Source organism: Pyrinomonadaceae bacterium, from assembly GCA_036277115.1.
Classification (GTDB): Bacteria; Acidobacteriota; Blastocatellia; order Pyrinomonadales; family Pyrinomonadaceae; genus UBA11740.
The window spans coordinates 518,493-540,730 of sequence record DASUNM010000024.1 but is presented as its reverse complement, the minus strand read 5'-3'; the positions used below and the strand labels follow the sequence as shown (position 1 = coordinate 540,730).

General features: G+C 55.7%; 20 protein-coding genes and 1 tRNA gene. 3 read left to right on the top strand and 18 right to left on the bottom strand.

Translation table 11 applies throughout. From position 1 onward, the window contains the following. Positions 1 to 49: 49 nt before the first annotated feature. Together VFX97_15840 and VFX97_15835 are read right to left on the bottom strand one after the other, a co-directional pair. Positions 50 to 994 (bottom strand): histone deacetylase, encoded by a 945-nt coding sequence (locus VFX97_15840; protein HEX5704673.1) that lies wholly within the window; start codon positions 992 to 994, stop codon positions 50 to 52. 111 nt (positions 995 to 1,105) lie between these two features. Beyond that, on the bottom strand, positions 1,106 to 2,572 hold the full coding sequence (locus tag VFX97_15835; GenBank protein HEX5704672.1) for a tetratricopeptide repeat protein: 1,467 nt from the start codon (positions 2,570 to 2,572) through the stop codon (positions 1,106 to 1,108). Positions 2,573 to 2,657: 85 nt separating this feature from the next. Here VFX97_15835 and VFX97_15830 point away from each other — a divergent pair, with 85 nt between their 5' ends. Together VFX97_15830 and VFX97_15825 are read left to right on the top strand one after the other, a co-directional pair. Next, a complete protein-coding gene (locus VFX97_15830; GenBank protein ID HEX5704671.1) occupies positions 2,658 to 2,993 on the top strand; it encodes a PilZ domain-containing protein in 336 nt (111 codons plus the stop codon). 40 nt (positions 2,994 to 3,033) lie between these two features. Then, a tRNA-Glu gene (locus tag VFX97_15825) sits at positions 3,034 to 3,109 on the top strand. A gap of 206 nt (positions 3,110 to 3,315) precedes the next feature. Here VFX97_15825 and VFX97_15820 read toward each other — a convergent pair. The 5 genes from VFX97_15820 to VFX97_15800 form a co-directional block, all read right to left on the bottom strand. Continuing rightward, a complete protein-coding gene (locus tag VFX97_15820; protein HEX5704670.1) occupies positions 3,316 to 4,008 on the bottom strand; it encodes a PEP-CTERM sorting domain-containing protein in 693 nt (230 codons plus the stop codon). Positions 4,009 to 4,275: 267 nt separating this feature from the next. Next, positions 4,276 to 5,349 (bottom strand): phosphotransferase family protein, encoded by a 1,074-nt coding sequence (locus tag VFX97_15815; protein HEX5704669.1) that lies wholly within the window; start codon positions 5,347 to 5,349, stop codon positions 4,276 to 4,278. 5 nt (positions 5,350 to 5,354) lie between these two features. Beyond that, positions 5,355 to 6,557, bottom strand: coding sequence for an acyl-CoA dehydrogenase family protein (locus VFX97_15810; GenBank protein HEX5704668.1), 1,203 nt, complete (start codon positions 6,555 to 6,557; stop codon positions 5,355 to 5,357). A gap of 139 nt (positions 6,558 to 6,696) precedes the next feature. Beyond that, entirely contained in the window at positions 6,697 to 7,689 is a 993-nt protein-coding gene (locus VFX97_15805; protein ID HEX5704667.1) for an MvdC family ATP-grasp ribosomal peptide maturase, read from the bottom strand. Between the two features lie 176 nt (positions 7,690 to 7,865). Beyond that, on the bottom strand, positions 7,866 to 8,042 hold the full coding sequence (locus tag VFX97_15800; protein ID HEX5704666.1) for a microviridin/marinostatin family tricyclic proteinase inhibitor: 177 nt from the start codon (positions 8,040 to 8,042) through the stop codon (positions 7,866 to 7,868). A gap of 450 nt (positions 8,043 to 8,492) precedes the next feature. On the opposite strand from VFX97_15800, the gene VFX97_15795 reads away from it, so the two are divergent. Beyond that, positions 8,493 to 9,275 carry a hypothetical protein gene (locus VFX97_15795; GenBank protein HEX5704665.1) on the top strand — a complete coding sequence of 261 codons (783 nt, stop codon included), beginning with the start codon at positions 8,493 to 8,495 and terminating at the stop codon, positions 9,273 to 9,275. A 120-nt stretch (positions 9,276 to 9,395) separates the two neighbouring features. On the opposite strand, the gene VFX97_15790 is transcribed toward VFX97_15795, so the two are convergent. From VFX97_15790 to VFX97_15740, 11 genes are all read right to left on the bottom strand, one after another. After that, positions 9,396 to 10,238 carry an alpha/beta hydrolase gene (locus VFX97_15790; protein HEX5704664.1) on the bottom strand — a complete coding sequence of 281 codons (843 nt, stop codon included), beginning with the start codon at positions 10,236 to 10,238 and terminating at the stop codon, positions 9,396 to 9,398. Between the two features lie 23 nt (positions 10,239 to 10,261). Next, positions 10,262 to 11,137 carry a PhzF family phenazine biosynthesis protein gene (locus VFX97_15785; protein ID HEX5704663.1) on the bottom strand — a complete coding sequence of 292 codons (876 nt, stop codon included), beginning with the start codon at positions 11,135 to 11,137 and terminating at the stop codon, positions 10,262 to 10,264. Positions 11,138 to 11,287: 150 nt separating this feature from the next. Then, positions 11,288 to 11,743, bottom strand: coding sequence for a RidA family protein (locus VFX97_15780; GenBank protein HEX5704662.1), 456 nt, complete (start codon positions 11,741 to 11,743; stop codon positions 11,288 to 11,290). A 235-nt stretch (positions 11,744 to 11,978) separates the two neighbouring features. Beyond that, positions 11,979 to 12,779, bottom strand: a complete 801-nt coding sequence (locus VFX97_15775) for a PhzF family phenazine biosynthesis isomerase (GenBank protein ID HEX5704661.1) — start codon at positions 12,777 to 12,779, stop codon at positions 11,979 to 11,981. A 74-nt stretch (positions 12,780 to 12,853) separates the two neighbouring features. Then, on the bottom strand, positions 12,854 to 13,261 hold the full coding sequence (locus VFX97_15770; protein HEX5704660.1) for a Rid family detoxifying hydrolase: 408 nt from the start codon (positions 13,259 to 13,261) through the stop codon (positions 12,854 to 12,856). Between the two features lie 159 nt (positions 13,262 to 13,420). Beyond that, a complete protein-coding gene (locus VFX97_15765) occupies positions 13,421 to 14,341 on the bottom strand; it encodes a 2-dehydropantoate 2-reductase (GenBank protein ID HEX5704659.1) in 921 nt (306 codons plus the stop codon). Next, positions 14,342 to 15,145 (bottom strand): MOSC domain-containing protein, encoded by an 804-nt coding sequence (locus VFX97_15760; GenBank protein ID HEX5704658.1) that lies wholly within the window; start codon positions 15,143 to 15,145, stop codon positions 14,342 to 14,344. It abuts the gene before it with no gap. A 120-nt stretch (positions 15,146 to 15,265) separates the two neighbouring features. Next, positions 15,266 to 16,519 (bottom strand): hypothetical protein, encoded by a 1,254-nt coding sequence (locus tag VFX97_15755; protein HEX5704657.1) that lies wholly within the window; start codon positions 16,517 to 16,519, stop codon positions 15,266 to 15,268. A 22-nt stretch (positions 16,520 to 16,541) separates the two neighbouring features. Next, positions 16,542 to 16,985: a gamma-glutamylcyclotransferase family protein gene (locus VFX97_15750; protein HEX5704656.1), complete on the bottom strand. Its 444-nt coding sequence runs from the start codon at positions 16,983 to 16,985 to the stop codon at positions 16,542 to 16,544. A gap of 404 nt (positions 16,986 to 17,389) precedes the next feature. Beyond that, positions 17,390 to 18,700, bottom strand: a complete 1,311-nt coding sequence (locus tag VFX97_15745; GenBank protein HEX5704655.1) for a hypothetical protein — start codon at positions 18,698 to 18,700, stop codon at positions 17,390 to 17,392. Between the two features lie 55 nt (positions 18,701 to 18,755). After that, positions 18,756 to 22,223 (bottom strand): hypothetical protein, encoded by a 3,468-nt coding sequence (locus tag VFX97_15740; GenBank protein HEX5704654.1) that lies wholly within the window; start codon positions 22,221 to 22,223, stop codon positions 18,756 to 18,758. Between the last annotated feature and the right edge of the window lie 15 nt (positions 22,224 to 22,238).

The following is a 22,238-nucleotide window of genomic DNA, read 5'->3' as shown; positions in this document are numbered from 1 at the left end:
CGCAGAGTGTACTCTCGGAGGCGGGAACTGTACAGAGGAATTCGAAGGCTCAGGACGCCTGAAGTGCCTTCACATGCGCCCGTACTGTCTGGCCGAGCGTTCCGAGGTTGTAGCCGCCTTCCATGCACGAGACAAGACGGCCCGCGCAGGCGTCTTTCGCCCAATCTTTCAGCACCTCGGTCATCTGCACGAAGTCAGTGTCGGTCAGCAGTAACTGGCCGAGCGGGTCAGCCGTGTGCGCGTCGAAGCCTGCTGAAATCAGAATCAGATCGGGCTTAAACCTCTCCGCCATGTCGCCCACGGCGGCTTCGAACGCGCGCCGCTGATCGGTCGTGGGCGTCATTGCCCGCAGCGGCACATTCAAGGTGTAGCCGCGCCCGCGGCCGTGACCCGTTTCGTCCCGTGTTCCCGTGCCCGGATACCACGGATACTGATGCATGGAGAAGTAAAAAACCGATGGGTCGTCGTAGAAGATTCCCTGCGTTCCGTTACCGTGATGAACATCCCAATCGAGAATGGCAACGCGCTCGATTTCCTTGTAACGCTGCTGCGCGTAGCGCGCCGCGACTCCGACATTATTGAAGAGGCAAAAGCCCATGGCGCGATCGGGCGTCGCGTGGTGGCCGGGCGGCCGGACAGGAACGAAAGCGTTCGCCGCGTCACCCTGCATAACTGCATCGATGGCCCGGCAAGCCGCTCCGGCGCCGCGCAAGGCGGCGTCAAGTGAATGCACCGATACCGTTGTGTCTGAATCGAGATAACCGGTGCCTTCATTCACGACTCGCTCGACACGTTTGAAGTGTTGTGGCGTATGGCAGGACTGAATCTCGGTGCGCTTCGCCTGGTCAGCTTCAATCTCCACCGCACTCGACCAAAGTTCTGCGTCGCCACGCAGTGCTTCCATGACCACGGCGTAACGCTCGGACCGCTCAGGGTGGCCGGGGCCGGTGTCATGCTTTTCAAAAACTGGATGATGAACAATAGCGGTGGTCATCAAAATGAGTTTCCCGATTTACTCGAATAGTTTAGAGGCGGGCTACCGCCCGCCTTCATAAAGACCGGCGGGCAAGCCCGCCTCTAAACGAAATCACCTCGTCTAGACGAATCATTTACTGATCGCAGCGTAGAGTTTGTCCGCCCGCGCGCGATCCAACCGTTGAAGGACTCGATACTGTTCCAGCGCGCGGCTTCGGTCGCGCATGTTGACGTAAGTAACGCCGAGGTTGTAATGCGCGAGCGCGTAATCCGGCTTGATGCGAATCGCCTCGCGAAAACTCGCCACCGCTTCGTTGTAACTGCCGATATTTAAATAAGCGTAGCCAAGCTCCTGATACGCTTCCGTGTATTCCGCTTTCAGGCGAAGCGCTTCACGCAGCGGCGCGAGGGCCTCAGGAAAACGGCCCAGATCGTTGAAGGCCCACCCGACGTTGTAGTGGGCCGTCGCGTTGTTCGGCTTTAGACGCAAGCCCTGCTGATAGGCGCGAATCGCATTCTCACTCTGGCTCAGGTTGTAGTAGTACAAATCGCCCAAACCGAAATACGGCGGGGCGTAATCAGGCTTGAGCCGGACCGCCTGGTTGTAGCTGCGCATCGCGTCGTTGAACCGTTCCAGCTTTCGATACGCGTAACCGAGTTCACCATGTGCTTCGGCGTAATCAGGCTTCAGACTGACAGCCCGCTCGAGCTGGACGATCGCTTGCTGATACTGCTTCAGCTCATTGTGCGACCAGCCGATGTTGTAAACCGCCGTCGCATTGTTCGGCTTGATAGTGAGCGCCGTGCTGTAAGCGCTAATGGCTTCCGGATATTGGCTGGTGTTGTAGAAATACACGTCGCCAAGTCCAAAGTACGGCTCGGCGTAATCTGATTTGAATGAAATTGCCTGACGATAAGAGCTAATCGCTTCCTGATAACGTCCCAGACGGCGGGAGGCGTAACCTAACTCGAAATGAGCCTCCGCGTAATTGGGTCTCAGGGTAATCGCGGTGCGCAGCGGCGGCACCGCCTCGGCATACTGTTTCTTTTCATTAAATGTCCAACCCATGTCGTAGTACGCCCGCGCGTACGATGGGTCGAGGGTGACCGCGCGCCGATAAGCCAACAGCGCTTCGTCATAGCGTTTTAGATTGCGATACGAATAGCCAATCTCTCCGTACGCGATCGCGTAATTTGGATTCAGCCTGATCGCCTGCTGCAACGCTGTCAGCCCCTGCGCATATTCATCACGCTCGTTGTAGATCCAACCGATGTGATAGTAAGCCGACGCGATCGGTTTTAGCTGGACTGCCTTCTGATATGCCTCGAGCGCATCGTCGTACTGTTCGGCCTTAAAAAGAATGTCGCCTTGCTGGTCGTATTGCTCAGCCGTGAGCGCGCGAACCGCGGGCCGCGTACGGCGCGGCGCGACGGCCCGAGCTGGCGCGCGACGGACGCGGACGCTGCCTCCACGACCTGAGTCCGTGGAAGTTGCGCTGCCCGAAGTCGACCCGCCCCCAACTTCGTGTTGGGCGACAGCGACCCCACATGTCAACAGCACCAGCAAAGTTGAGGAAAGAGCGCGAAGGCTAAACATGGCGACGATCTCCTGTGCTATAAGTAGCGCGATTCTTGAAGCGCTTTGAAACTACGCGCAGTGATTATAAGTTGAAGTTCTGCTCATGCAAGAGCGTCGTCAAGCTGAACGCATTCGTCTGAACCTGCCGGCGCGCTGGCAAAGTTTATTGACGCAGGATCGAGGTGGAATTTGCGATCTGAGCGCGAGTGGCTGCTTCGTGCTAACTGCGGGTGAAGTTAAAGCAGCAGAACTGGTGCGACTGGAAATAGACTTTGGCAATCATCTGGTCTTTGCCTGGGGGAAAGTCGTCTACCGGGTGGCGGACATGGGCTTTGCTTTGCGATTCGTTTTCAGCGAAGAGAATGAACGGCGCGCGCTGACAAAACTGATTGAGAAGCTTCAAAGCGAGTCGTTTGACAGTGTCCCGCCTGTCAGTTAACTTAACGGTTTCGTTCTCTCACCAAAAATCAATTCTGTGCGTCCCGTTCGTCTAGTGGCCTAGGACACCGCCCTTTCACGGCGGCGACACGGGTTCGACTCCCGTACGGGACGCCAACTTCCCTGCCCCTCCTTCCCATCGCATCGCCATCACTCAAGCCAACTGGCCGGTTTTTTCGTAGCATTGGGCTGCGAACGGCAATACGAAGAACCGAGGTTATTAAGTCAGACACACTTTTACTCTGCTAAGTGCATTCCTGGTCCGGGTACGTGCGTTTAGAAAAACCGCAGCTAAATAGTTAGTGAAAGTTTATGAGGTAAGTCTAGCGCCTCCTACGGCGCAGCACCGACCAACCTGCGAGGCCGGCACTTAGCAGCAGGATCGTAGCCGGTTCGGGCACGGGGTCAAACTGCACTGACCCTGAAGTCATTTGGAAATTGACGAAGTTAGGGCGATTGAATTGATCAAGAAACACCAGCGCCGTCCCTGCGGCTTCAAACGATAAACTGAAGATTACTGTTTCGGCTGGGTCGGGCGGTATAAATAGGTTCCCGACTATGTTGGTGCCAACCATTGTACCCGACATGGTAAAGGGCATCGAGAAAACGATCTCACCGCGGTCGGTGGTTGTGGGAACGATTGCACTCCCCATCCAGTTCACGCTTCCGCTGTTAAATCGGAAAGGAGGATAGCTTGTACCATTGACGACCAGGCTGCCCGGCGCTCCGAAGGTAAAAGCCGTGGCGGGTACGGAGGAATTCAGACTGAATGTTGCCCCAGTTGTGCATTGGCCCGAGGGCCCAGGGCAACCCTGAAGAGCGGGGGCGAGGGTCTGCGCAAGGGCATCGGTCTCGAACTGGAAGTTAGGTCCGGTTAGGAATAGACTCAAAATTGTCCCGCCCGTGGCACCTCGGCCGCCCGTCAGCACGAAGGTATCGGCGCGGGCCGTGGTGGCGGCAATGAAAAACACGCAAACGCCGATAACGGCGAGACTGACTCCCTTAAGATAACCCATTTGGGAGGCTCCTTTGATTCCACTGTCTTTGCTTGTAAGTGAGACACGCCTAATAGCATCAAGTCTTCAGGTTTTCAATCGGATTATGGCCTAACCAGTACTCCACTCGCGGGTCCAACTAAACGCCCAATAAACGGTTCTCGTTAGTCCTTCAAGTGCGTTAAAGCGCTATCCATGCCGCTAAGTCCCGTGAACTACAATTGGTCGCTTCCCTTTCACGGCGGCGACCCCGACCAGTCGGGGTTCGACTCCCGTACGGACGCCAACTCAAATTATTCCACCTTCAACCGCTCTCTCTGCCTGCCGGCCGCAAGCCTTGACCAAGCTTCCCAGCCCGGCGAAGCGTGAATCCGTCGTAAGGCCTTGCTTATATCGAAAATAGATCTGTTGCACGATTACGGCGATCTTCAATAAGCCGTAAGCGTAGTAGAAAGTGGCATCGCCTATTTCGCGGCCACTCTTCTCAGCGTAGTAGTCAACCACCTGCTTGCGACTCAGGTTTCCTGGCAGTCTCGTCAAGACAAACCCGGATCGCTGCCACTCTTCAGAATCCGTCGACTCTACCCAGTAACCAAGTGTGGTCCCAAGATCCATCAACGGATCACCAATGGTAGCCATCTCCCAATCAAGGACCGCAATGACCCTGGCAATGTCCTCTGATGAGAGTACGAGGTTGTCGTACTTGTAATCGTTGTGAATCAGAGCTCCAGGCGAGTCGTGGGGAAGATGTGTGCGCAACCAATCAGCAAGTTGATCGATTTCGCGAACATCGTCAGTTTGGGCATTGTAATATCGCTTGGTCCACCCTTCGATCTGACGATGCACATAGCCTTGTGGAGATCCTAAATCACCCAATCCCGCTCCGCGATAATCGATCGCGTGAATTTCAACCAGGTTTTCAACAAATGCCCTCGAAAGGCGGCGCATAGTTTGAGGCGTCAGCTCGGAGCCTTCTGGAGATTGGGCCCGCAGGATGATTCCGCGCACTCGCTCCATCACATAAAACGGTGCACCGATAACCGTCTCATCTTCACAAAACAACAACGGCTCGGGAACCTTTGGATAAACAGGATGCAGATGTGAAAGTATCCGAAACTCTCGGCCCATGTCGTGGGCCGTCTTGATTTTTGCCCCGATCGGCGGGCGTCGAAGAACGAGTTGACGATCGCCAAACTTCAAAAGATAAGTGAGATTCGAAAACCCTGAGGGGAATTGCTTTACCGTAAGCGCGGCTTCCAGGTTGGGGAGATGCGTACGCAAATACGATGCAAGGTTCTGTTCGTTTAGTTCTTCTCCAGCGCGAACACCGCGCGGCTGATCAATGAACGAGGACTCTTCCATGGCTGCTACAACTTCATGCCGTATCGTCGCAGAGCCTCTCGGGCGACCACCGTTTTGTGAACTTCATCCGGCCCGTCGTAGATTCGTGCTCCTCGTTCGTGTCGGTACCAGTATGAAAGCAGCGTGGCGTCGGTTAAGCCAAGCGCTCCATGGACCTGAATGGCGCGGTCAAGCACCTGCTGCAGGATCCCGGCGACGTAGAATTTGATTAACGAAATTTCCGAGCGCGACGCGCTGGCGCCCAGCTGATCAATTTTTGAGGCAACATCAAGAACCAGGAGCCGGGCAGAGTTTATTTCAGCCCGACTCTCGGCGATCCACTCCTGCACGTTCTGCTTTGTCCCCAGCAACACACCGGGTGCCAACTCCCTTTTCGCTGCATAGTCACACATGAGATCAAACGCCCGCTCACATATTCCAATCCAACGCATGCAGTGATGAATTCTGCCGGGCCCGAGTCGTTCCTGAGCGATCTGAAATCCTTTACCTGCTTCGCCGAGCAAGTTCGTCCGAGGCACGCGACAATTCGTGTATCGCACCTCTGCATGACTTGCGTAGTCGCTACCGTCCTCGCCCATGACATTGATGTTCCGCACTATCTCGAAACCCGGCGTAGGTATGGGAACGATTATTTGACTCGCCTTCCCGTAGCGACTGGTCGAATCCGGATTGGTGTTGGCCATCACGATCGCAAAGCTCGCACCTTCGGCGGAGGAGGTGAACCATTTGTGACCGTTGATGACGTAGTCGTCGCCCTCCGTAACGGCTGTGGTGCTCATCCAGGTCGGATTCGAACCTGGGTGTTCGGGCTCAGTCATCGAAAAGCAGCTGCGAATCTCTCCTTGTATCAGCGGCCGAAGATAGAGGTCCTTCTGGGAAGCCGTACCATGAGTTATCAATATTTCGGTGTTGCCGATGTCGGGCGCCTGACAGTTGAATAAATAGTGACCCAGCGGCGTGCGACCGAGTTCCTCACTGACCCGCGCAAATTGAGAAAGAGTTAGTCCGAGACCGCCGTACTCTTCCGGAAGGTGGGGGGTCCACATCCCGGCGGCTTTAACTTGAGCTCGCTTGGATTGCAACGCGGGCAGGAGTTCACGGAAAGGCTGGCGCAGGAAAGACTGTTCGAGCGGGTAGATCTCGTCCCGCACAAAGGAACTTATCCGCGAAAGAAGTTGATCGAGTTCGGTTGTGGACAGCTCAGGCATCGACGACGCAGTGAAGCACAGCCGCGGTATGACTGGCAACTGAAAGGCAGACACCTAACGTCATCGCAAAGCTGTTGTCGCTTTTCTTCAAAAGTAAATTGAAGGTTGGACCTCGGGTCTTCTGCCTCCGGCCTATTGCTTACTGCTTACGGGTTTCGAGGAGCGCTTCGGCGATGGCTTCCGAGATAGGAAGGCCGAGGTCTCGTTCGAGCATACCCCATTCGCCAGAGGGGTTAACTTCGAGGAAAACGTGCTCGCCCGACGGAGTACAGATGAGATCAACGGCCCCGAAGACGAGACCGAGTTCCGACATCAATGCCAGCAGGCCGCTTAAGACCTCGGCGGGAAGCTGGGCCGTCTCCCATCGACATTCGCCGGCGGCGGCGCGCCGCCAGTCGGTATGCCCGCGCGACGTACCACTCGCGTCGAGCGCGCCTACGAAGGCTTCGCCCGCAACCCACGCGACGCGCAATTCGCGCGCTTTCGGAATCAACTCTTGAAAGACCATCGGGCTATGCCGAAGTGACTCCGCCGAAGCCAGATCTTCTTCGCGGAGGCGGCTGGTGTAAACGAAGGCCTCGACAGCGTCCATGCTGACGGTGAGCGGGCGGAGGAGCTTCGCCACGGTTTGGCCTTCAGTCTCTGCGAAAAACTGTCGAGCCGCGACGGGGTCGTTGGTGACGAGAGTACGCGGGACGCGCAGGCCAGCGCGCGCGGCGAGTCGGAGCTGTCGTTGCTTGTTCTCGGCGGCGCCCTCGCGCTGGAGGTCGTTGACCCAGCGCACATCGTGGAGCGCGTCGAGAAAGCCTTCAAGCGCGGCGGTGGACTCCCGTATGCACATTTCGCGATAACGCTCATCGAGGTCGTCGGCCATACGCGGCGACCAAAGCTTACGGGCCCACACGGCGCGCACCTCCGTGGTGGAAATCTGCTCGCCCACGTCCGTGAAAAGGTACGCGGCGCGTTCATCGCCCGCGCGAGCCGAAAGCATGACGGACGACGGGAAGAAATCTGTGTTGAAGCGAATGGGGCGGGCGCCCCTGCGCGCAAGAGCCTGCGAGACGAGATCGATGGTGTAGAAATCGCCGCCGTGCGTCAACATGAGAACGGCGTCGCGCGCTGTTGGATTCATGCGTCGGAGGTGAGTAGTTAGAAGGTGCGGCCCCCGTCTGACGAGCCTCGTGCGACGATGGAATGCTAGCCGCGAATGCTTCGAACGAGGGCCGGATCCTTCTGTTAAGGGCGCCGGCCGTGCGCGAGATTCGACACGACCGGCTTTTCGGCGACCGTTTGGAACGGACTTTTTATTTATTCGTTGTTGCCTGACGTCAATTCAAGTCGTTGGTCGATCTCATCCCTGTCGGACGGGTACTTGAGCGTCATTTTGCTAACCTCGGGGGTGGCTTGGGCTTCGAGAAAGCGCGCGAAGAACGGCAGACTCTGCTCGGAGTCTTCGGGGATGCGTACTTCTGTCTTATCTGGCATTGAGTGATCTCCTTAAGGGGTTGAAGTGTGCATTGCGAGTACGAACTCTAGACGACACCTGTGATGCGTCGAAAGCGCTCGGGGTTACTCGCGAGTTTGTTAAATCTGACGCCTGAAGATTTTCCAATATGCCGGAAACGAACAGCTCAGGTTTGGAATCAGAATCAATCGCCTCTCCAATGCGTTGATCGATGGCATAAGGCGACCTTTACTTCTCAGTATTTTCTTGATGATTGGCTCCGCGTGTTCGTCGATGATTGCGCGCAGCAAGTCATCTGAGACAGCTTCCGACTTGGCAGCCAGGGAAGGAGCCAGGATCGAATCTGAACTGTCGTCTTTGGGTTCATGCTGTATAAGGAATGGCGGGCTGCAGGTATTTAGACGGATCAAACGCTAAAGTCAAAGAATAGTATTGAAACTCATGATGATTTTCGATTTGAAGAAATGAAAATGAAGAGCCTTTGCCGGATATGCGTGGTGTTGATCGTACTCGGGACTTTCGTGTTTCTTCGTAGTGCCTCAGCGCAGGAGAATGCCCAAGGGCCGAGGAAGTTCGATGACTTTGGGTACATGAGTCATGAGAATTACTCCGCACGTCTGGACAATATCGCCATCGCTTTGCAGAACGAGCCCAACGCGCAGGGTTACTTCATCTTCCATAACGGCGCGAAATCGCTTCCGGGCGCAGCGCTCAGATACGTAAAAAGACTGCAAAACTATTTGGCGGGCCCCAGAGGCATTGAGCCCTCGCGCCTGGTCCTGTTAGAGGGCGGGCGGCGGGAAGAAATTACGGTCGAGTTTTGGATCTCACCGCCGGGAAGCCCCTCGCCCATGCCTGACCCAGCAGTTTCCGCTGAACCCAGCACCATGAAGTCATTCTTGTATGACAGCTACAGTTTTGACTGCGATCGTTTGTTTCAAACAAAGTTGAAGGCTGCCGACTATTTTGACGATTGTGGTTACTCAGGAATGTCGTATGAGGATCAGTCCGCGCGCCTCGACGGATTTATTAAGGCGATCAGCCAGACGCCTGGAGCGAAAGCGCGCCTCGTCGTCTATTCGCTGCCACGAGACGCGCGCCGAAAGGTGCAAACGTTCATTCAAGGCGAGAAGAACTATCTAACGAGCAAAGGCGGACTGCACGGACCCGGAATTGAAGTCACGTCTCGAAAAGCACCGAAGTATCGATCAGTAGAGTTGTGGATTGTTCTCCGCAAGACTCCGGGAAGCTAACGCGTGACGCAATGGAAGTTAATCGCCAGGGACCGCGTCGGCGATCTCTTTCTTCATAGTACTGCTCGTAGCTAACGTGGTATTGCCGGGCTTGGATTCGCGAGTCCCGGTTATCCGATGTTAGACGGCTGAGTTCTGGTGAGGCATGTGCACGAACTCGCCCACAGCCCGAAATGTTTCGACCGGATTGTCGTAAAACAGGAAGTGCGCGCTCGAGGGAATTTCCTGAACCTGTACCTCACTCGCCCGAAGCCGGGGTAAATAGGAGAGGCGCTTATTGGCTTCGCCGTAGAGGAACAGACGCGGCACGGGCAAACCGATGAACTCTTCGAGGAGCCGCCCGGAATCGGACTCGGCCACCGTCTCAAACGAGTAAGCATGATAGCCGCGGATGTCGACGTTCAGCGCCATGTTGTGCGCGATCATCTGGTCGCCGGTGTCGCGTGACGCGCGCAGATCCCCCATCATCCGCCGGAACTCCGGCTCGAACGAAGCGAAGTCGTGCGGGACGACCTGTCGCGAGAACAGGCAGTCTTCCGATGACAAGTTTCCTTCGAAGTTGATATACCCCTTAATTCGCCCGATGCCGTGACGACGCATTTGCAACAAGGTGATCAGTCCGCCCATGCTGGCCCCCGCCAGAAAGTAGGAACCGGGCAGCAACTGATCCGCTACGGCCTGCGCCATGTCGGCCAGGGCGCTGACGTCGAGATCGGCGTCCGGGTCAAACGCGGCGAGGCCGGTGCCAGGCTGGTCGAAAGTGGCCAGAGTGCAGTCGGCCAAGGCCGGACTTTGGAAGGCGGCATAGAAGTTTTCCTTCGCGCCACCTAGCCCGTGAACAACGAGGATGGCCGGGCCGCCAGTTCCCTCGCGGTAGAGGTAGGGCAGCGAAAACTGCCGGCCACGCCATTCGACGACTAGCCGGTCGAGACGTGGGAGGTTTGTTTGTATCGGGATATGCATATTATTTCGCCTGCCGCCGGGCGCTAGAGTCTCATTCTTCCTTCCGCAATTGCGGTGACGTGGCCGCCGACATAGATTTCCTCCGCTTGCTTGTTACCGGCAATCCTTACGTGCAACAGACTACGGCGGCCCATCTTAGTGCCCTGTTCACTGATAAAACGCGTTTCGGAAGCACCCGTAAGCAAGCCGTGTTTAATCATGAAGGCAGCCAAAGGCCCGGTGGAACTCCCGGTTGCGGGATCTTCGGGGACGCCATAGTCAGGCGCGAACATGCGCGAGTAAGCGCCCTCGCTCGTTTGAGAGAAGATAAAGACACAGAACGGTTCGCTTTCGCCATCTCTTAGGATCTTCATGCCCTGCGAATCCAGCCAAGTCCGATCGACTGCTCCTTCATTCTTGAGACCAACGAACAATGTCGGGTTCCCGGCATTCAGAAGCTGTGGCTCGACGTCGAGCAAATCATCTGTCTCGATTCCGAGGGCTTGAGCACAAAGCGAACGATCAAAGATCCTCCCTTCGGAAATCGGCGGGGTAAGCAGCCAAATCATCGGACGCTCACCATGTTCAACCCAAATCCGAACTGGGCCGACCTTTTCCTCGAGGCAAAAAGAGTCACGATTGTGTAATGCGCCCTCGTCCAGCAAAACGAAACTCGTGCCGATCGTTGGATGACCCGCAAAGGCCATCTCTTTCTTTGGCGTGAATATTCGCACCCGCGCCGCACAGTCCGGATTCTCCGGGGGCAGGACGAAAGTGGTCTCAGCCAAATTCATCTCTCGCGCAATCTTCTGCATGATCGCCTCGTCAAGCTGAGACGCATCGGTAAACACTGCCAGGGCGTTTCCCTCCAGAGCTTCAGTTGTAAAGACATCCACGATTCGATAGTGCAGCAAGGGCATCGCTAACTCTCCAGGTTTAAGAAGCTAACTCGTTTCAATCGCGCCGGCGCTCGAGACATCAGAACAATCTTACCCAACGCACCCGACTCCATTACGCCCCGATGACTCTGGCACCTTCATCGCCATGACCTCACCATTTGATTTTCATGGCTATTCCACTTCCGCCACCAAATCAATCTCCACACACGAACCGAAGGGAATTTGCGCTACCCCAAACGCGGCGCGCGCGTGTTTGCCCCGGTCGCCAAAGACCTCGACCAAAAACTCTGACGCACCATTCGCGACCAAGTGCTGTTCCGTGAACGAAGGATCGCTATTCACCAGCACCAATAGTTTTAAAATCCGCCGAACTTTTTCGAGATCGCCCAGAGCACCATGTAGGGTTCCGAGCAGATCGATTGCCACCCCTCGGGCGGCATCCTTTCCCTGTTCGGTGTTAAGTTCGCGGCCTAACTGTCCGACCCACGGTTTACCGTCGATCCTCGCAATATGACCCGAAACAAAAAGCAATTGGCCGCTGCGCACAAAAGGTACGAAAGCCGCCACGGGTTGCGTCACCTCAGGGAGGTTGATGTTGAGAGCCTTGAGTTTTTCATATACCGACACCGCGGTCACCTCCATAGTTTGATGTTGAGTCAATGACGGAGCGAACTGTGCTGCCTAGTAGTGCCCTAAGCTGGGTTTTTCTCTGTGTCTCTGTGAACATCTCTGTGACTCTGTGGTGAAGCTTTTCCTGACCATTTTCAACCCAGAGACACGGAGTTCGCACAGAGACACCAGGAAAGAAATTAGGACACCCTCGCCGTCGCCTCACATCCAGTGTTCCGCCGTCACCCTAAACCTAAACGGCGAGCCGGCCTTCGAAAACAATGACGGCCTGGCCCTTAATCTTTAACCTGCCGTCTTTCAATTCCACCTCCATGAAACCGGTTCGCTTTGACGCTTGAAAAGACCTCATTTTTGTTTTGCCCAATCGCGACGACCAATATTTTGCCAGGAAGGTGTGCGAACCCCCGGTCACCGGGTCTTCATTTGTGCCGCTCCACGGCCAGAAGTACCGTGAATGAAAATCATATCCGTCTGAACCAGATGCCGCCGTGACTAAAACGCCATTGATGGATTGGTGCGACCGAAGCAAAGCCGTAAAATCCGGCTCTAATCCAGCCACCTCATCGGGGCTCGCTAATTCCAGCAATAAGATGTGGGTTTCTTCATTGTAGGCGACGTTACTGACTGCTTTAACCCCGAGCGCCGCGAGCAGGGCCGGCGGCGCTTCGGCGGGTAGTGTTTCGTAAATGGGAAACTCCATGACGATTTTGCCGTTCGACGCTTGCGCGGACAATTCGAGATTCCGACTGGTTAGGAAGTGAACCTCGTTTAGTCCCAAAGTCGAGAAAATCACTTTGGCGGAGCCTAAGGTCGCATGACCACACAGGGGGATTTCCACCCTCGGCGAAAAATATCGAATGGAATAAGCGCCCCGGTTCTTCAGCGGGTGAAGAAAAGCGGTTTCCGAAAGGTTCAACTCTTGAGCGATGTCCAACATGCGTTGATCCCCTAATGGCGACTCAACCATACAAACGCCCGCCGGATTCCCCTTGAATGGTGTGTCTGTGAAAGCATCGACAATGAAGGTTTTCATTCTATGAACCTCCGCGTTGTTTTCCGTCTGTAACGACCGCTCGCATCGCAACCAGTATGTTTACGAAGCAATGCTTATTGACCACTAACGCTTTGAGTGTGCCGGCTGCGGTGAGCGGTGACTTCGATCCCGACCAACGCTCCGAAAGGCATCTTGACCTCTGGTGTGCTACGTACTGGATACGGCGCCTGGAACACGGCGGCGTACACGCTATTCATAGCGTCGAAATCCCCGATGTCGGATAGAAAGACTGTCGTGCGTACCACGTCCGCCAGCGAGAGCCCAAGGCTTCTCAAAATATCGGCAACGATTTCCAGGCAACGGGTGGTTTGGGCCCTTATGTCACCCTCGATGAGTTGGCCCGATACTGGGTCTCGCGCGATCTGACCAGCGAGGAAGACGAAATCCCCGGCCACGACGGCGTGAGAATAGGGTCCGTACGCGGGCGGGATGCTCGTGTCAGGGAAGGTATAGTGTTCCATGTCGACCTTTCACGTTCGTGCACGAACCAGTTGATGAGATCTCCTCCAGATGGTGATGCAGGTTGTGCTGATCCAAATCATCCCACCGAGCTTCCGGCGTAAGATCCCAACTTGAGGGATGCAATGAAGCGCTCGGCCGCTTCATAACCGCCCCGGCTATTAGTTTGAACGGCTTAATTCCGATTTCATTCGCGTTAATTCTCCGAGTAGTTTGGTTTCCGTCACCGCGTTTTCCTGGTTCAATATTCGGGCGATGTTGACGATTTCAAAGTTTAGCGTTTCGATTTCGGTTGGTCGCTTGTTGTTAATGTCCTGCAGCGTCGAGATAAGCTGTCCGTCCGAAGATTTGCTGATTAGCAAAAGCCTTTCAACGACTTCATCCGCTTCGAGATCGATTCCGTTTTCTTTGGCAATCGCCACGCATTCGGCGATGACTCTTTTGGCGATGTCGAGAACCTGCGCTTCGCGATGAAAAATACCGTTGTCAATTTCGAGCAGCGGGCAAATCGAATTGAAAACGCTGTTGATGATCGCTTTCGTCCAGATGACGGTTTGAATGTCGGTTTCGGTTTTGAACTGAAATACGGGAGAGTTCAGTTGCTCTACCACCGACTGTAAATTCGCCTTGCTGCCTTTGATGATGCCGATGGGAGAAATTGTCACCGGCTTAAATCTGATTAGGTTGGTGGAAATCGCTTGGCTGGCGACAAACAAGACGCAGCGGTAAACTTCGGGAAAATCACGGTCAATAAACGGGCGTTCGACTCCCAAGCCGTTCTGCAAAATGACGAGCGGCGAATTCTTCGCTTTGGCTTCGAGCGTGCGCGCCAGATTGTCGTTGCCAAACGATTTGGTGGTCAAAACAATGATGCCGTCGAGGGCGGAAAAGCGGCTGAAGGTGCCGACTTCAATCTCCGCTTCGAGTTTGGCGCCGTCGTTCGTGACGACTTCAATTTTTTCGACCGAACGCGAACCGTCGTCAACGCTTCCGCGCACGAGGACAACATTCTTGTTGCTGAGTTTGAGTGCGACGGCTAAAGCTTTTCCAATCGCTCCGGCTCCGATGATAAAGATCTTCATTTATTCGCTGGTAAAAAATTTGTTCTGGTTCAGCAGAACCGTGTCGCCCGTGACAATCTCGCCGCTCCCGATGACTTCTCCGTAAATGCCCATTTGAACGTGCCCGAACGATTGCTGGAGGTGTATGAGGACGTCCAAGTCACACTCCGCGGTCGCAGGGTTCACCGTAGTCGCGGCGCATCGGGTTATGCGCGAGACGATATGTAGCCTTGCTTGCGCGACCGTGATTTCAGAGCCCACCCAATCGAACTCGCTCCAGGCGGGCAAGCCATCAATATAGAGGTTGGCGCGAAAGCGAATCGGATCGACGGGTACCCCCACCACCTGCTCAAGGGCTCTGATACTCGCCAGGTTCACCACCGAGACGTACTGGTACGTGGTTGAATTGGGCTTTTGTCTGGCATCAGAGAAGGTATGGCCGGCCGCCTCGACGACCCTGGGCGTACCGTTCACAGAGTCTCTCAGAAAATCGGCGAAGAACTCGTTAATCGAGTCCCGCTGCGATGGATCGGCTATCTCGGCCTTCAGGAGCAATTGACCATCGCGCTCGATCGTGAAATAGCCAGTCTGCTCGTCGAAGCGCGTCCGAAGCTGAGCGAGCTTTTCATTCCGCATCAGCATGAGGAAGTTGGTCTTCGGCAGCCAAGCGGCACGAGTGGGATCAAAGTCTGTCGCTGCATGGGCGAGGGCAAAGCGCCGATCTTGAGGGAGACACTGGCCGACTGTGAGCATCACCCGCTCCAGGTCTTCGACACTCAGTCCTTTCACGGGGTAACGGCAGATTCGAACGACGCTAATCGACATTTTCGGGATTCTGCATTTCGAAGTGTAATCTCAAAGCGAACTAACGCGCCACGGGCGGCGCACCAACGAAAACCCTAACCGGACAAAGCAATCGAGAAACAGCGCTGACCCCGGCACACTTTACCTGAGTCTGATTGCGTTTCTCGGGCGATAAACCTTCAACGTGACTTCCGGGAACAGTGGATCGGAAGCTTTGAGCAACGATTGCGGCCGACCTTGAAGGTAGCGATCGAAGAACGCCAGAATATACGCATTGGTAATCGCAAGGGCGCGTTCGGCGTTGATCTCTATGTTGCTGTAACGCTCAGGCGCAATAAACGGCATATCACTAAAGCTGTTATGCATTGCGCCCTTGACGGTGACTAGATAAACGCCGGAAGACATTTTGCTGAAAGTCTTCTCCCTTCTCTGCTCCGCCTCCTGTGCCTGTTTATTAGCTTCTTCCCGCGTCTGGTTGGCCGTTCTTAATTCCTCGTCCGTTGGCGGAGACTGCAGCCACGGCGCGATTTCTTCAATGTGCATATAAGGTTGCCGGATACCTTTCTCCATTACAGCAGGAGTTAATGAGTAGCCGTCGAGGTTGAGACAGGCACGGAATCGACCGTCTAATAAACAAGCGTGCGGCGCGGCGATAGCGCCCCGAGAGTGCCCAAATACTCCGACGTGACGCAAGTCAAAGCGCCCAGCTAAACCGATGTCAGCTGCGTTCTTATTTATTCGCTCCAATTCATCCAGCACAAAAACCAGGTCCTGAGCCTGGATGACTGCTTCTTCCACACGCGCTCCCGGACGCTGATTTCGTTGCGATTTGTTCTGAATGATGCGACCGTCGGGCATTTTAAGGGCGGAAGAAAAGAATGGTGAATCGACGCCAACCACGATATAACCGTGGCTTGCCAGGTTCTCCAAAAAAGCAGTGTAGTGCGCCGACACCCTTCCCAATCCGTGAGAAAAAATAATCACCGGATACCGCTTTATGGCGCCGGAAACTTTCACGCGGGTAAGTGCGTGCGAGCGTGTCTTCATCAATCGCTCAATTCCCACGAACGAATAACGAAAGACCTCATCATCCGGCAACGAATCAACATATGGGGCAACTGCTCCGCCCGTAGGTTCGGCGGGATACCATACTTGAAATAACACTTCCCGGTGATCTGAAGGATCTTCGGTAAAAGGCTCAAGTCTTGATGTGTCTATGCGGTGAAAACTCGCCCGACCAACTCTAAAAGAGCCGGTCGGTGCCGGAAGCACGATCTCGGCAGCCGATGCATTTTGCCCGGATGAAACAGAGTCAGGCGCCACCGTCTGCGCGAACGAATAGATGAACAACCAGAAAAGGAGAACTAGCGTCAGTCGATATTTCCGAACTTTCATTAGTTTTACCTTGTTCACTCGTTCACTCTTTTGGTCCAAACGACTCCACGAGTTCCGCGTACCATTCGGGAAGGCCGGCAGCTCTGACCGCCTCTGCTAGTTCGTCGACATATTCTTTCGTCGCCAACGCGTCGTCCATGTGAGGTGCGATATAGCAAAGCACCGGCCTCACTGTGCCGTCGAACGCCTCGGCCAGCACGGGTTCGGGAAAGTACTTCAGATCAAAGAGTTCATCGAGGTCCGAATAAAGTTTGGCGAGATCTTCATGAGTGACTTCGGTCATTACACCGTAAACACAAGAGCGCTCGGAGCGCATGACGTTTCCACGGGGACGAATGGAAAGCTCATAACCGTTCAGCCTCGCCGGGACGATGCGGCCCGGCGTTACGCCGTGCTCGCTCAATACGCCAGGGCTCATGAACAAGCCATAGAAGAAGACCCAAACGTGCATCAATGTCTTTTGCATCCTTTCCAGCGTAGTGGTGTTCCAGGGACCCGACGAGGCTCCGCCAGCGTCCGATCCACTATTGATACGTAATGGCGCAGCCTAGCAGGTCCGCTCGACATGAGTAGAGCGATTTGTTGTAAAGCGCGCTTATCCAGCCGTGAACTGAGCGAATAGGAAGGTGAGTGGTGGGAAGACTAGAAGGGATTCTTCAAGTAGCGGCTGCAACTCGCGGTAGTGCAAACAGACCAGCGTAGAAAGTAAGTCGGCTTGACAGTTGGTCAGATCGAAAAGGTGAATCATGACGAAAGCGTCGAGTGAACCGTCCTCAACGCTTCGCCTTCTGTTCTTAAACTGGTGGAAACTATTACCAATTCTGTTGCGAGCGTTGCGCCAGCTCGATTCACGTACGGACGCACCGACATTTAGAGCGCGTTCAAGAAAGCCACCAAATCGGCTCTCTCTTGATCGGTGAAAACGAAACCGAAGTGAACCTCGTAGTGGCGGACAACGCTTTCGATCGTCGGAGCAATGCCGTTGTGAAAATAAGGGGCGCGCGCGGCCAGCGCCCGTATCGTGGGCGTCTTGAAGCGACCCAGATCGTTCCAGAGCCCGGTGATTTGACCTCGGCCCGCATCTGTCAGCTGGCGAATTTCCCCAGTTGTTCGGTTACGGAAGGTGTATAGAGGTAGGTCCGGTGTGCGCGCCTCAGCGGAAGCTGTGCGAACGTCGAACAGAAGATTGTTGATGTTCGTGCCGTTGTTCGCAGAGTTATGGCAACCGCTGCAGCTGCGTCCGCCGGCGTTGGTGGTATTGAAGAGTTCCTGGCCCCGTGCAATCTGCGCTCGTCTTGGGTTCCCGTGATTGGCCCATGCGTCAAACAGATCGAATCGGCCTGCGAGCTTCGGCATGGTGGATAACGCCTCGGGACCGCCGCGCGCGCCCTCAGAGTCGAGGCGCCCAACGCCAGGGACAATGAGTTGGGCGGTAAAGAGCGATTCTTCGAAAGCTACGATATCAGCGATCACCTCCGGCGGCGCCGGCGCACCCTGCTGACCACCGGTTACGTTGCGCGCCGCTTGATTGAGAAGTCCGACATGCTGGTCGGAGCCGACGCTGTTCCCGCCGTCCCAGTTGATAGTCGCGCTCCCCTGCGCGAAGTTGATGGTCGGCATCGCGCGTCGCCAATGAACGAGCCGGGTCAGGTTGGCATAACCGTGCGGATCCTCGACCGCGATCAGCTCCCACTCAGAGTTTGCTCGCGGAGTTCCGCCTCTGCGAAACACACCGCGGCTCAAGAGCATGCTATAAGCGGCGAGCAAATCCTCGACTGTTGGGTTCAGCGGGATCGCACTCGGGTTGTTGGCGTCCAGCGGATTGAAAATTGGGTGCGTGCCTTGAGACTCATCAAACAGATGTTGCAGTGTGCCGGGGTTAATGCTCCAGGCCTCTTCTGGAATATGACAGGACGCGCAGCTGCGACCATTCGTGCCCTGGGCCTGAAAGTACTCGCCGGTAAGATTGACGAAGCCCTGCGTGCTGAAGGTCGCCGCCTTCCCGCCCGGGTTCTTCACCGGGTGGTTGTTCGGGATGCTCTCCTCTGAGAGAGGACTGATGGCAACCACCCTCTCGTTGCCAAAACGATGTACCACTAAGCCGATCGAACCCAATAATGCAGCCATGGCCACCGTTATTTGGATTCGATAGCCGAAACTCCGCGAACTACGTGTCTTCATCGCAATGTCCTTTCTTTAACGAGACTGACAACTTCCATTTCCAATGGTGCCGCCCCTAATTTGTCGTTGAGCGTCGAAGCTTGAGAGTCGCTTCTGGTGTGCCGGCTTTCGTGATGCGTTCGACCTCCATAGAAAAACCAAACGACGGCACCGGCTCAGGTCCCTTCGCCCGCGCCCAAGCGTCGAGATAGAACTCAGTCCAGAGGCCAGGGCTTAGCGTTCCCTGATTGCCAAAGGAGTTGAGCCATGCGTAGCGCGGGTTGTGACCGAGGTTTCGAGCTACCTCGAGGAGTTGGTTCGTGCGAGTGTGTGCACCGTCGGCGGCATTCACGAAGCATGCGTACATCGCATCCCATGCTGGCTTAGTTTCGATCGTAAAGACCTGAGGGTTCGGCGGTCGCGGGCACGACCCGATGTTAATCAGAAAACTCATGAACGCCAGACGCTCGTAAAGGATCTGCTCGATCCACGGTCGTTGCACGGCCTGATCAGGAGCGACACAAGATCCCGAGGCGTTCTGCGGGCAATACTGCTCATAGTAGTAATCGATCGACTCGGTCTCTGACACCGGAACCGTCCCCGCCAAAAGCGACTTAAAGCGTTCCGACCGCACGGTCGAAGCAAAAGCAGCGTGGGTTGGCTGTCGATGCCAGTTATTGAATTCGGTTGCGAAACTGCCGGGGTAATTCCCTCGATCATCGAAGCGTGCGTTCGCTTGCGGATGAAACGCGGCGTCACGTGCAAGGAAAGGCTGGCCTAATACGGTTGTGGTTGTTGGATCACTTAATCCCAGCGGGCCATGTCCGGCTGTCTTTGGCCAACCCCCAGGCGAGCCTTTGACATAGGGCCACAGAGACGATGGTCTTTCGGGAAACGGCGTTTCGGGTGATGCGGGCGTCACCTCCGGCGGCCGATAGGTAGGCGTCGCATCGAGGAGCGTGACCGCGCTCGGTACGGGATTCTCCCCGATTATGGGATACGCGAAACCCCAACCGTAGTCGCGATCGGCCAAGCCGAAAGACTCGTGCGGCAATGTGAACAAGAACACCACGTCATCGAGCGTAACTCCCGAGTTGGGATCGGATGCGGCCGCGAACGCTCCACCGAAATCAACATAGTTCAGCTGGATCACCCCCGCACCGTACGGATAAGAAACGTTGCCGCGTAACAACCGTTCTATCGGAACCTGCTCATGCGTTGCACTTCCCGTGTAGATTTCAGGGTGAGCCCAAAACGTGGCGTACTGATTGGCGAAGTATCCAACGACGCCATCGCTGTATGTGTAGGTGGCCACGTCCAGATAGCCGTTAAGTTCTTTCGGATGCTGCTCCTTAAACGCAATTTCGTCGTGTGTATTGTTACCTCGCAGTTCAAAGAAATAAGCCTGGGGAAACGGTGAGGTCTGCTCGACAACCACAAAGCCGGCCCCCTGATTGAACTCGGTGAGCAGACCCTGCCAACGGCGAACGTCTTCTCCCTCGAAATCGCTGACTAAGTGCTTCGTGGGTTGGGCCGGCGTACCAAGGTAGACGTCATCGATCCACCAACCAAAGTCCTGGGACGGGTTGATACCTGAAAGCCCGTAGCCATTAAAGTTGAAGCGCAGACGAAACTTCGCACTGGGCGGGAGGGGCAATGGGACGCGCTCGAGAATCCAGCCGTTTGGACCAAACTGGCGACTGTCGCCAGTGAGGGCTGGGGCTCCAAGATCTTCGCCAAAGTAGTGATATCCCGCGCGCTCAGGCTGAACATACGTGTTAGTGGTCTGACCGGCCAAAGAGGTCCAACTGTTACCGTCATCCGTTGAGATCTGGATCCAGCCGAAATCATACCCAGGAGGGTAGAGACCCCGGTTGCCGTGAAGACCGTATTTTGTCCAAAAGGTAAGGACCGGCTGGTCGAGGTCCGCCGGTATCTCCAGGCTGGTTTCCATCATGCGACTGCCGCCCCATGGTCGTCCTGACCAAACCATGCGGCGTGTTTCCGGACCGGGGCGCCAATACCCTGACGGGTTGCCTGCAGCGTCACGCTGCGGAAAAAGGCTGACCCGCTGTGGCGGGAGGTTCACCTTGAGGATCTCGGGCTTCGGATCGTTAGGACCGTGACCCAGATGCTCGACGAGGTCAATGCGACGCTCGTCGCCCGGCGCGAGTTCACGCGGGCCGGCGCGGCCGTTATCTTCGGTGAGCGTGACTTCGACGACGTTCCCCCAACCGAGTTTGCTTCGGTTCATCGGATCGAGGCCGGCGGCCTGTTGTGATCCACGCGGCACCAAATCTGGCCCACCTCCCGACCCATAGGAGTAATTCATAATAGTCGTCGCGAAGCCGCTCCCATACCAGCGATTCAAAGTGGAGGGCGACATTCTCCCAATTACATTGAACCGGCCGGACTCTCCGGGAGACTGGGCAAAATCACTCGTCATCATGTGGCTGAGGCCGAGGTTATGGCCGTACTCGTGGGCATACAACGCCACATCGTCATCGCGCGTCTGGTCTTCGGGGAGGCCAAACCATGCGTGCCAGGGAGCTTGGCTAGCTCCGAAGTGGAGTCCAACCATGCTGATCGCCACTGTCGCGATTGCCGCGTGAGAACCGTCCGGGAACTTATCGTTGGTGATGGCGGGCGCCTTGTCGTAGACCGTTGGCCCATAACCTCGGTATGTGTGCCCTTCACCCATGGTCCAATAGTCGTAGTAGTCCAGGACAAACGAGTAGGGAGTCATGATGAAGATCGGGTCCGCCCAACCAAACTCATCTGCGCGCTTGGTGAAATCAACAATCGGATCAACTTGCTGAAGGATCGCCTCAACCATCGGCGCCGAGTCAAAGGTCATGTGTGGCACGAGGACGGTGTGAATACTGCTGGCATCGCCTTTGATGACGAGCTTTCCACCGGATTCACGAAAGTAGAATCCGGCGACTGACGCGGGATCGCGATGGTCAAAGTTTTTCCCGAAGACCTGTTCTGCAATCGCTTCCTTGGTGGTGGGAAAACCCGGACGATCGAAACGCACTGGCCCATACCAGGGTTTGTTGAAATCCTGCCGGTGGGTTGGTGTTTCCAGAAAAACAAGGAGCGGACGATGAACAACCGTACCTCGCTTCTCTTGCTCAGCGCGTTTCAGGGCGCGCCAGGGCCGCGTGCGTCTACCATGTTTATCACGCAGCACGAAGCCTTCCAGGGCACGTGCTACAGGATTGTCTTCTTCCGCTACGAGGCTGCTGAGCGGATTGGCGGTGTCGGCCGCACACGACAAGTTGGGTGTCGCGGGTTTTTGGGTCGCGCCCGGCACGGCGTGTAGTGGAGAGCGCGCCGAATTCTCTTTGGCGGCAGCCAGCTTAGCTTCGGACAGAGACGGAAGGCGCCGCACAACGTCGTCGCGGTGTTCCGTCAGGACAGATAGCGCAGGGCGTGGCGCCTGAGCGTCCACGCCTGCGTTGATCATCGCCACCAGCGTCAGGGCCAGAGATGTAATTACCGCAATGGGCCTGAACCATCGTGCGGATCGTGTCTTATTCATCGCCGTTCCTCCTAT

What these genes read in the sequence shown, in the direction of transcription:
- VFX97_15830 (HEX5704671.1), top strand. Translation starts at nt 2,658, where the DNA reads ATGCAAGAGCGTCGTCAAGCTGAACGCATTCGTCTGAACCTGCCGGCG.
- VFX97_15795 (HEX5704665.1), top strand. Translation starts at nt 8,493, where the DNA reads ATGAAGAGCCTTTGCCGGATATGCGTGGTGTTGATCGTACTCGGGACT.
- VFX97_15805 (HEX5704667.1), bottom strand. Translation starts at nt 7,689, where the DNA reads ATGAATCCAACAGCGCGCGACGCCGTTCTCATGTTGACGCACGGCGGC.
- VFX97_15810 (HEX5704668.1), bottom strand. Translation starts at nt 6,557, where the DNA reads ATGCCTGAGCTGTCCACAACCGAACTCGATCAACTTCTTTCGCGGATA.
- VFX97_15755 (HEX5704657.1), bottom strand. Translation starts at nt 16,519, where the DNA reads ATGAAAGTTCGGAAATATCGACTGACGCTAGTTCTCCTTTTCTGGTTG.
- VFX97_15840 (HEX5704673.1), bottom strand. Translation starts at nt 994, where the DNA reads ATGACCACCGCTATTGTTCATCATCCAGTTTTTGAAAAGCATGACACC.
- VFX97_15770 (HEX5704660.1), bottom strand. Translation starts at nt 13,261, where the DNA reads ATGGAACACTATACCTTCCCTGACACGAGCATCCCGCCCGCGTACGGA.
- VFX97_15815 (HEX5704669.1), bottom strand. Translation starts at nt 5,349, where the DNA reads ATGGAAGAGTCCTCGTTCATTGATCAGCCGCGCGGTGTTCGCGCTGGA.
- VFX97_15740 (HEX5704654.1), bottom strand. Translation starts at nt 22,223, where the DNA reads ATGAATAAGACACGATCCGCACGATGGTTCAGGCCCATTGCGGTAATT.
- VFX97_15745 (HEX5704655.1), bottom strand. Translation starts at nt 18,700, where the DNA reads ATGAAGACACGTAGTTCGCGGAGTTTCGGCTATCGAATCCAAATAACG.
- VFX97_15790 (HEX5704664.1), bottom strand. Translation starts at nt 10,238, where the DNA reads ATGCATATCCCGATACAAACAAACCTCCCACGTCTCGACCGGCTAGTC.
- VFX97_15765 (HEX5704659.1), bottom strand. Translation starts at nt 14,341, where the DNA reads ATGAAGATCTTTATCATCGGAGCCGGAGCGATTGGAAAAGCTTTAGCC.
- VFX97_15820 (HEX5704670.1), bottom strand. Translation starts at nt 4,008, where the DNA reads ATGGGTTATCTTAAGGGAGTCAGTCTCGCCGTTATCGGCGTTTGCGTG.
- VFX97_15760 (HEX5704658.1), bottom strand. Translation starts at nt 15,145, where the DNA reads ATGTCGATTAGCGTCGTTCGAATCTGCCGTTACCCCGTGAAAGGACTG.
- VFX97_15775 (HEX5704661.1), bottom strand. Translation starts at nt 12,779, where the DNA reads ATGAAAACCTTCATTGTCGATGCTTTCACAGACACACCATTCAAGGGG.
- VFX97_15800 (HEX5704666.1), bottom strand. Translation starts at nt 8,042, where the DNA reads ATGCCAGATAAGACAGAAGTACGCATCCCCGAAGACTCCGAGCAGAGT.
- VFX97_15785 (HEX5704663.1), bottom strand. Translation starts at nt 11,137, where the DNA reads ATGCCCTTGCTGCACTATCGAATCGTGGATGTCTTTACAACTGAAGCT.
- VFX97_15835 (HEX5704672.1), bottom strand. Translation starts at nt 2,572, where the DNA reads ATGTTTAGCCTTCGCGCTCTTTCCTCAACTTTGCTGGTGCTGTTGACA.
- VFX97_15750 (HEX5704656.1), bottom strand. Translation starts at nt 16,985, where the DNA reads ATGCAAAAGACATTGATGCACGTTTGGGTCTTCTTCTATGGCTTGTTC.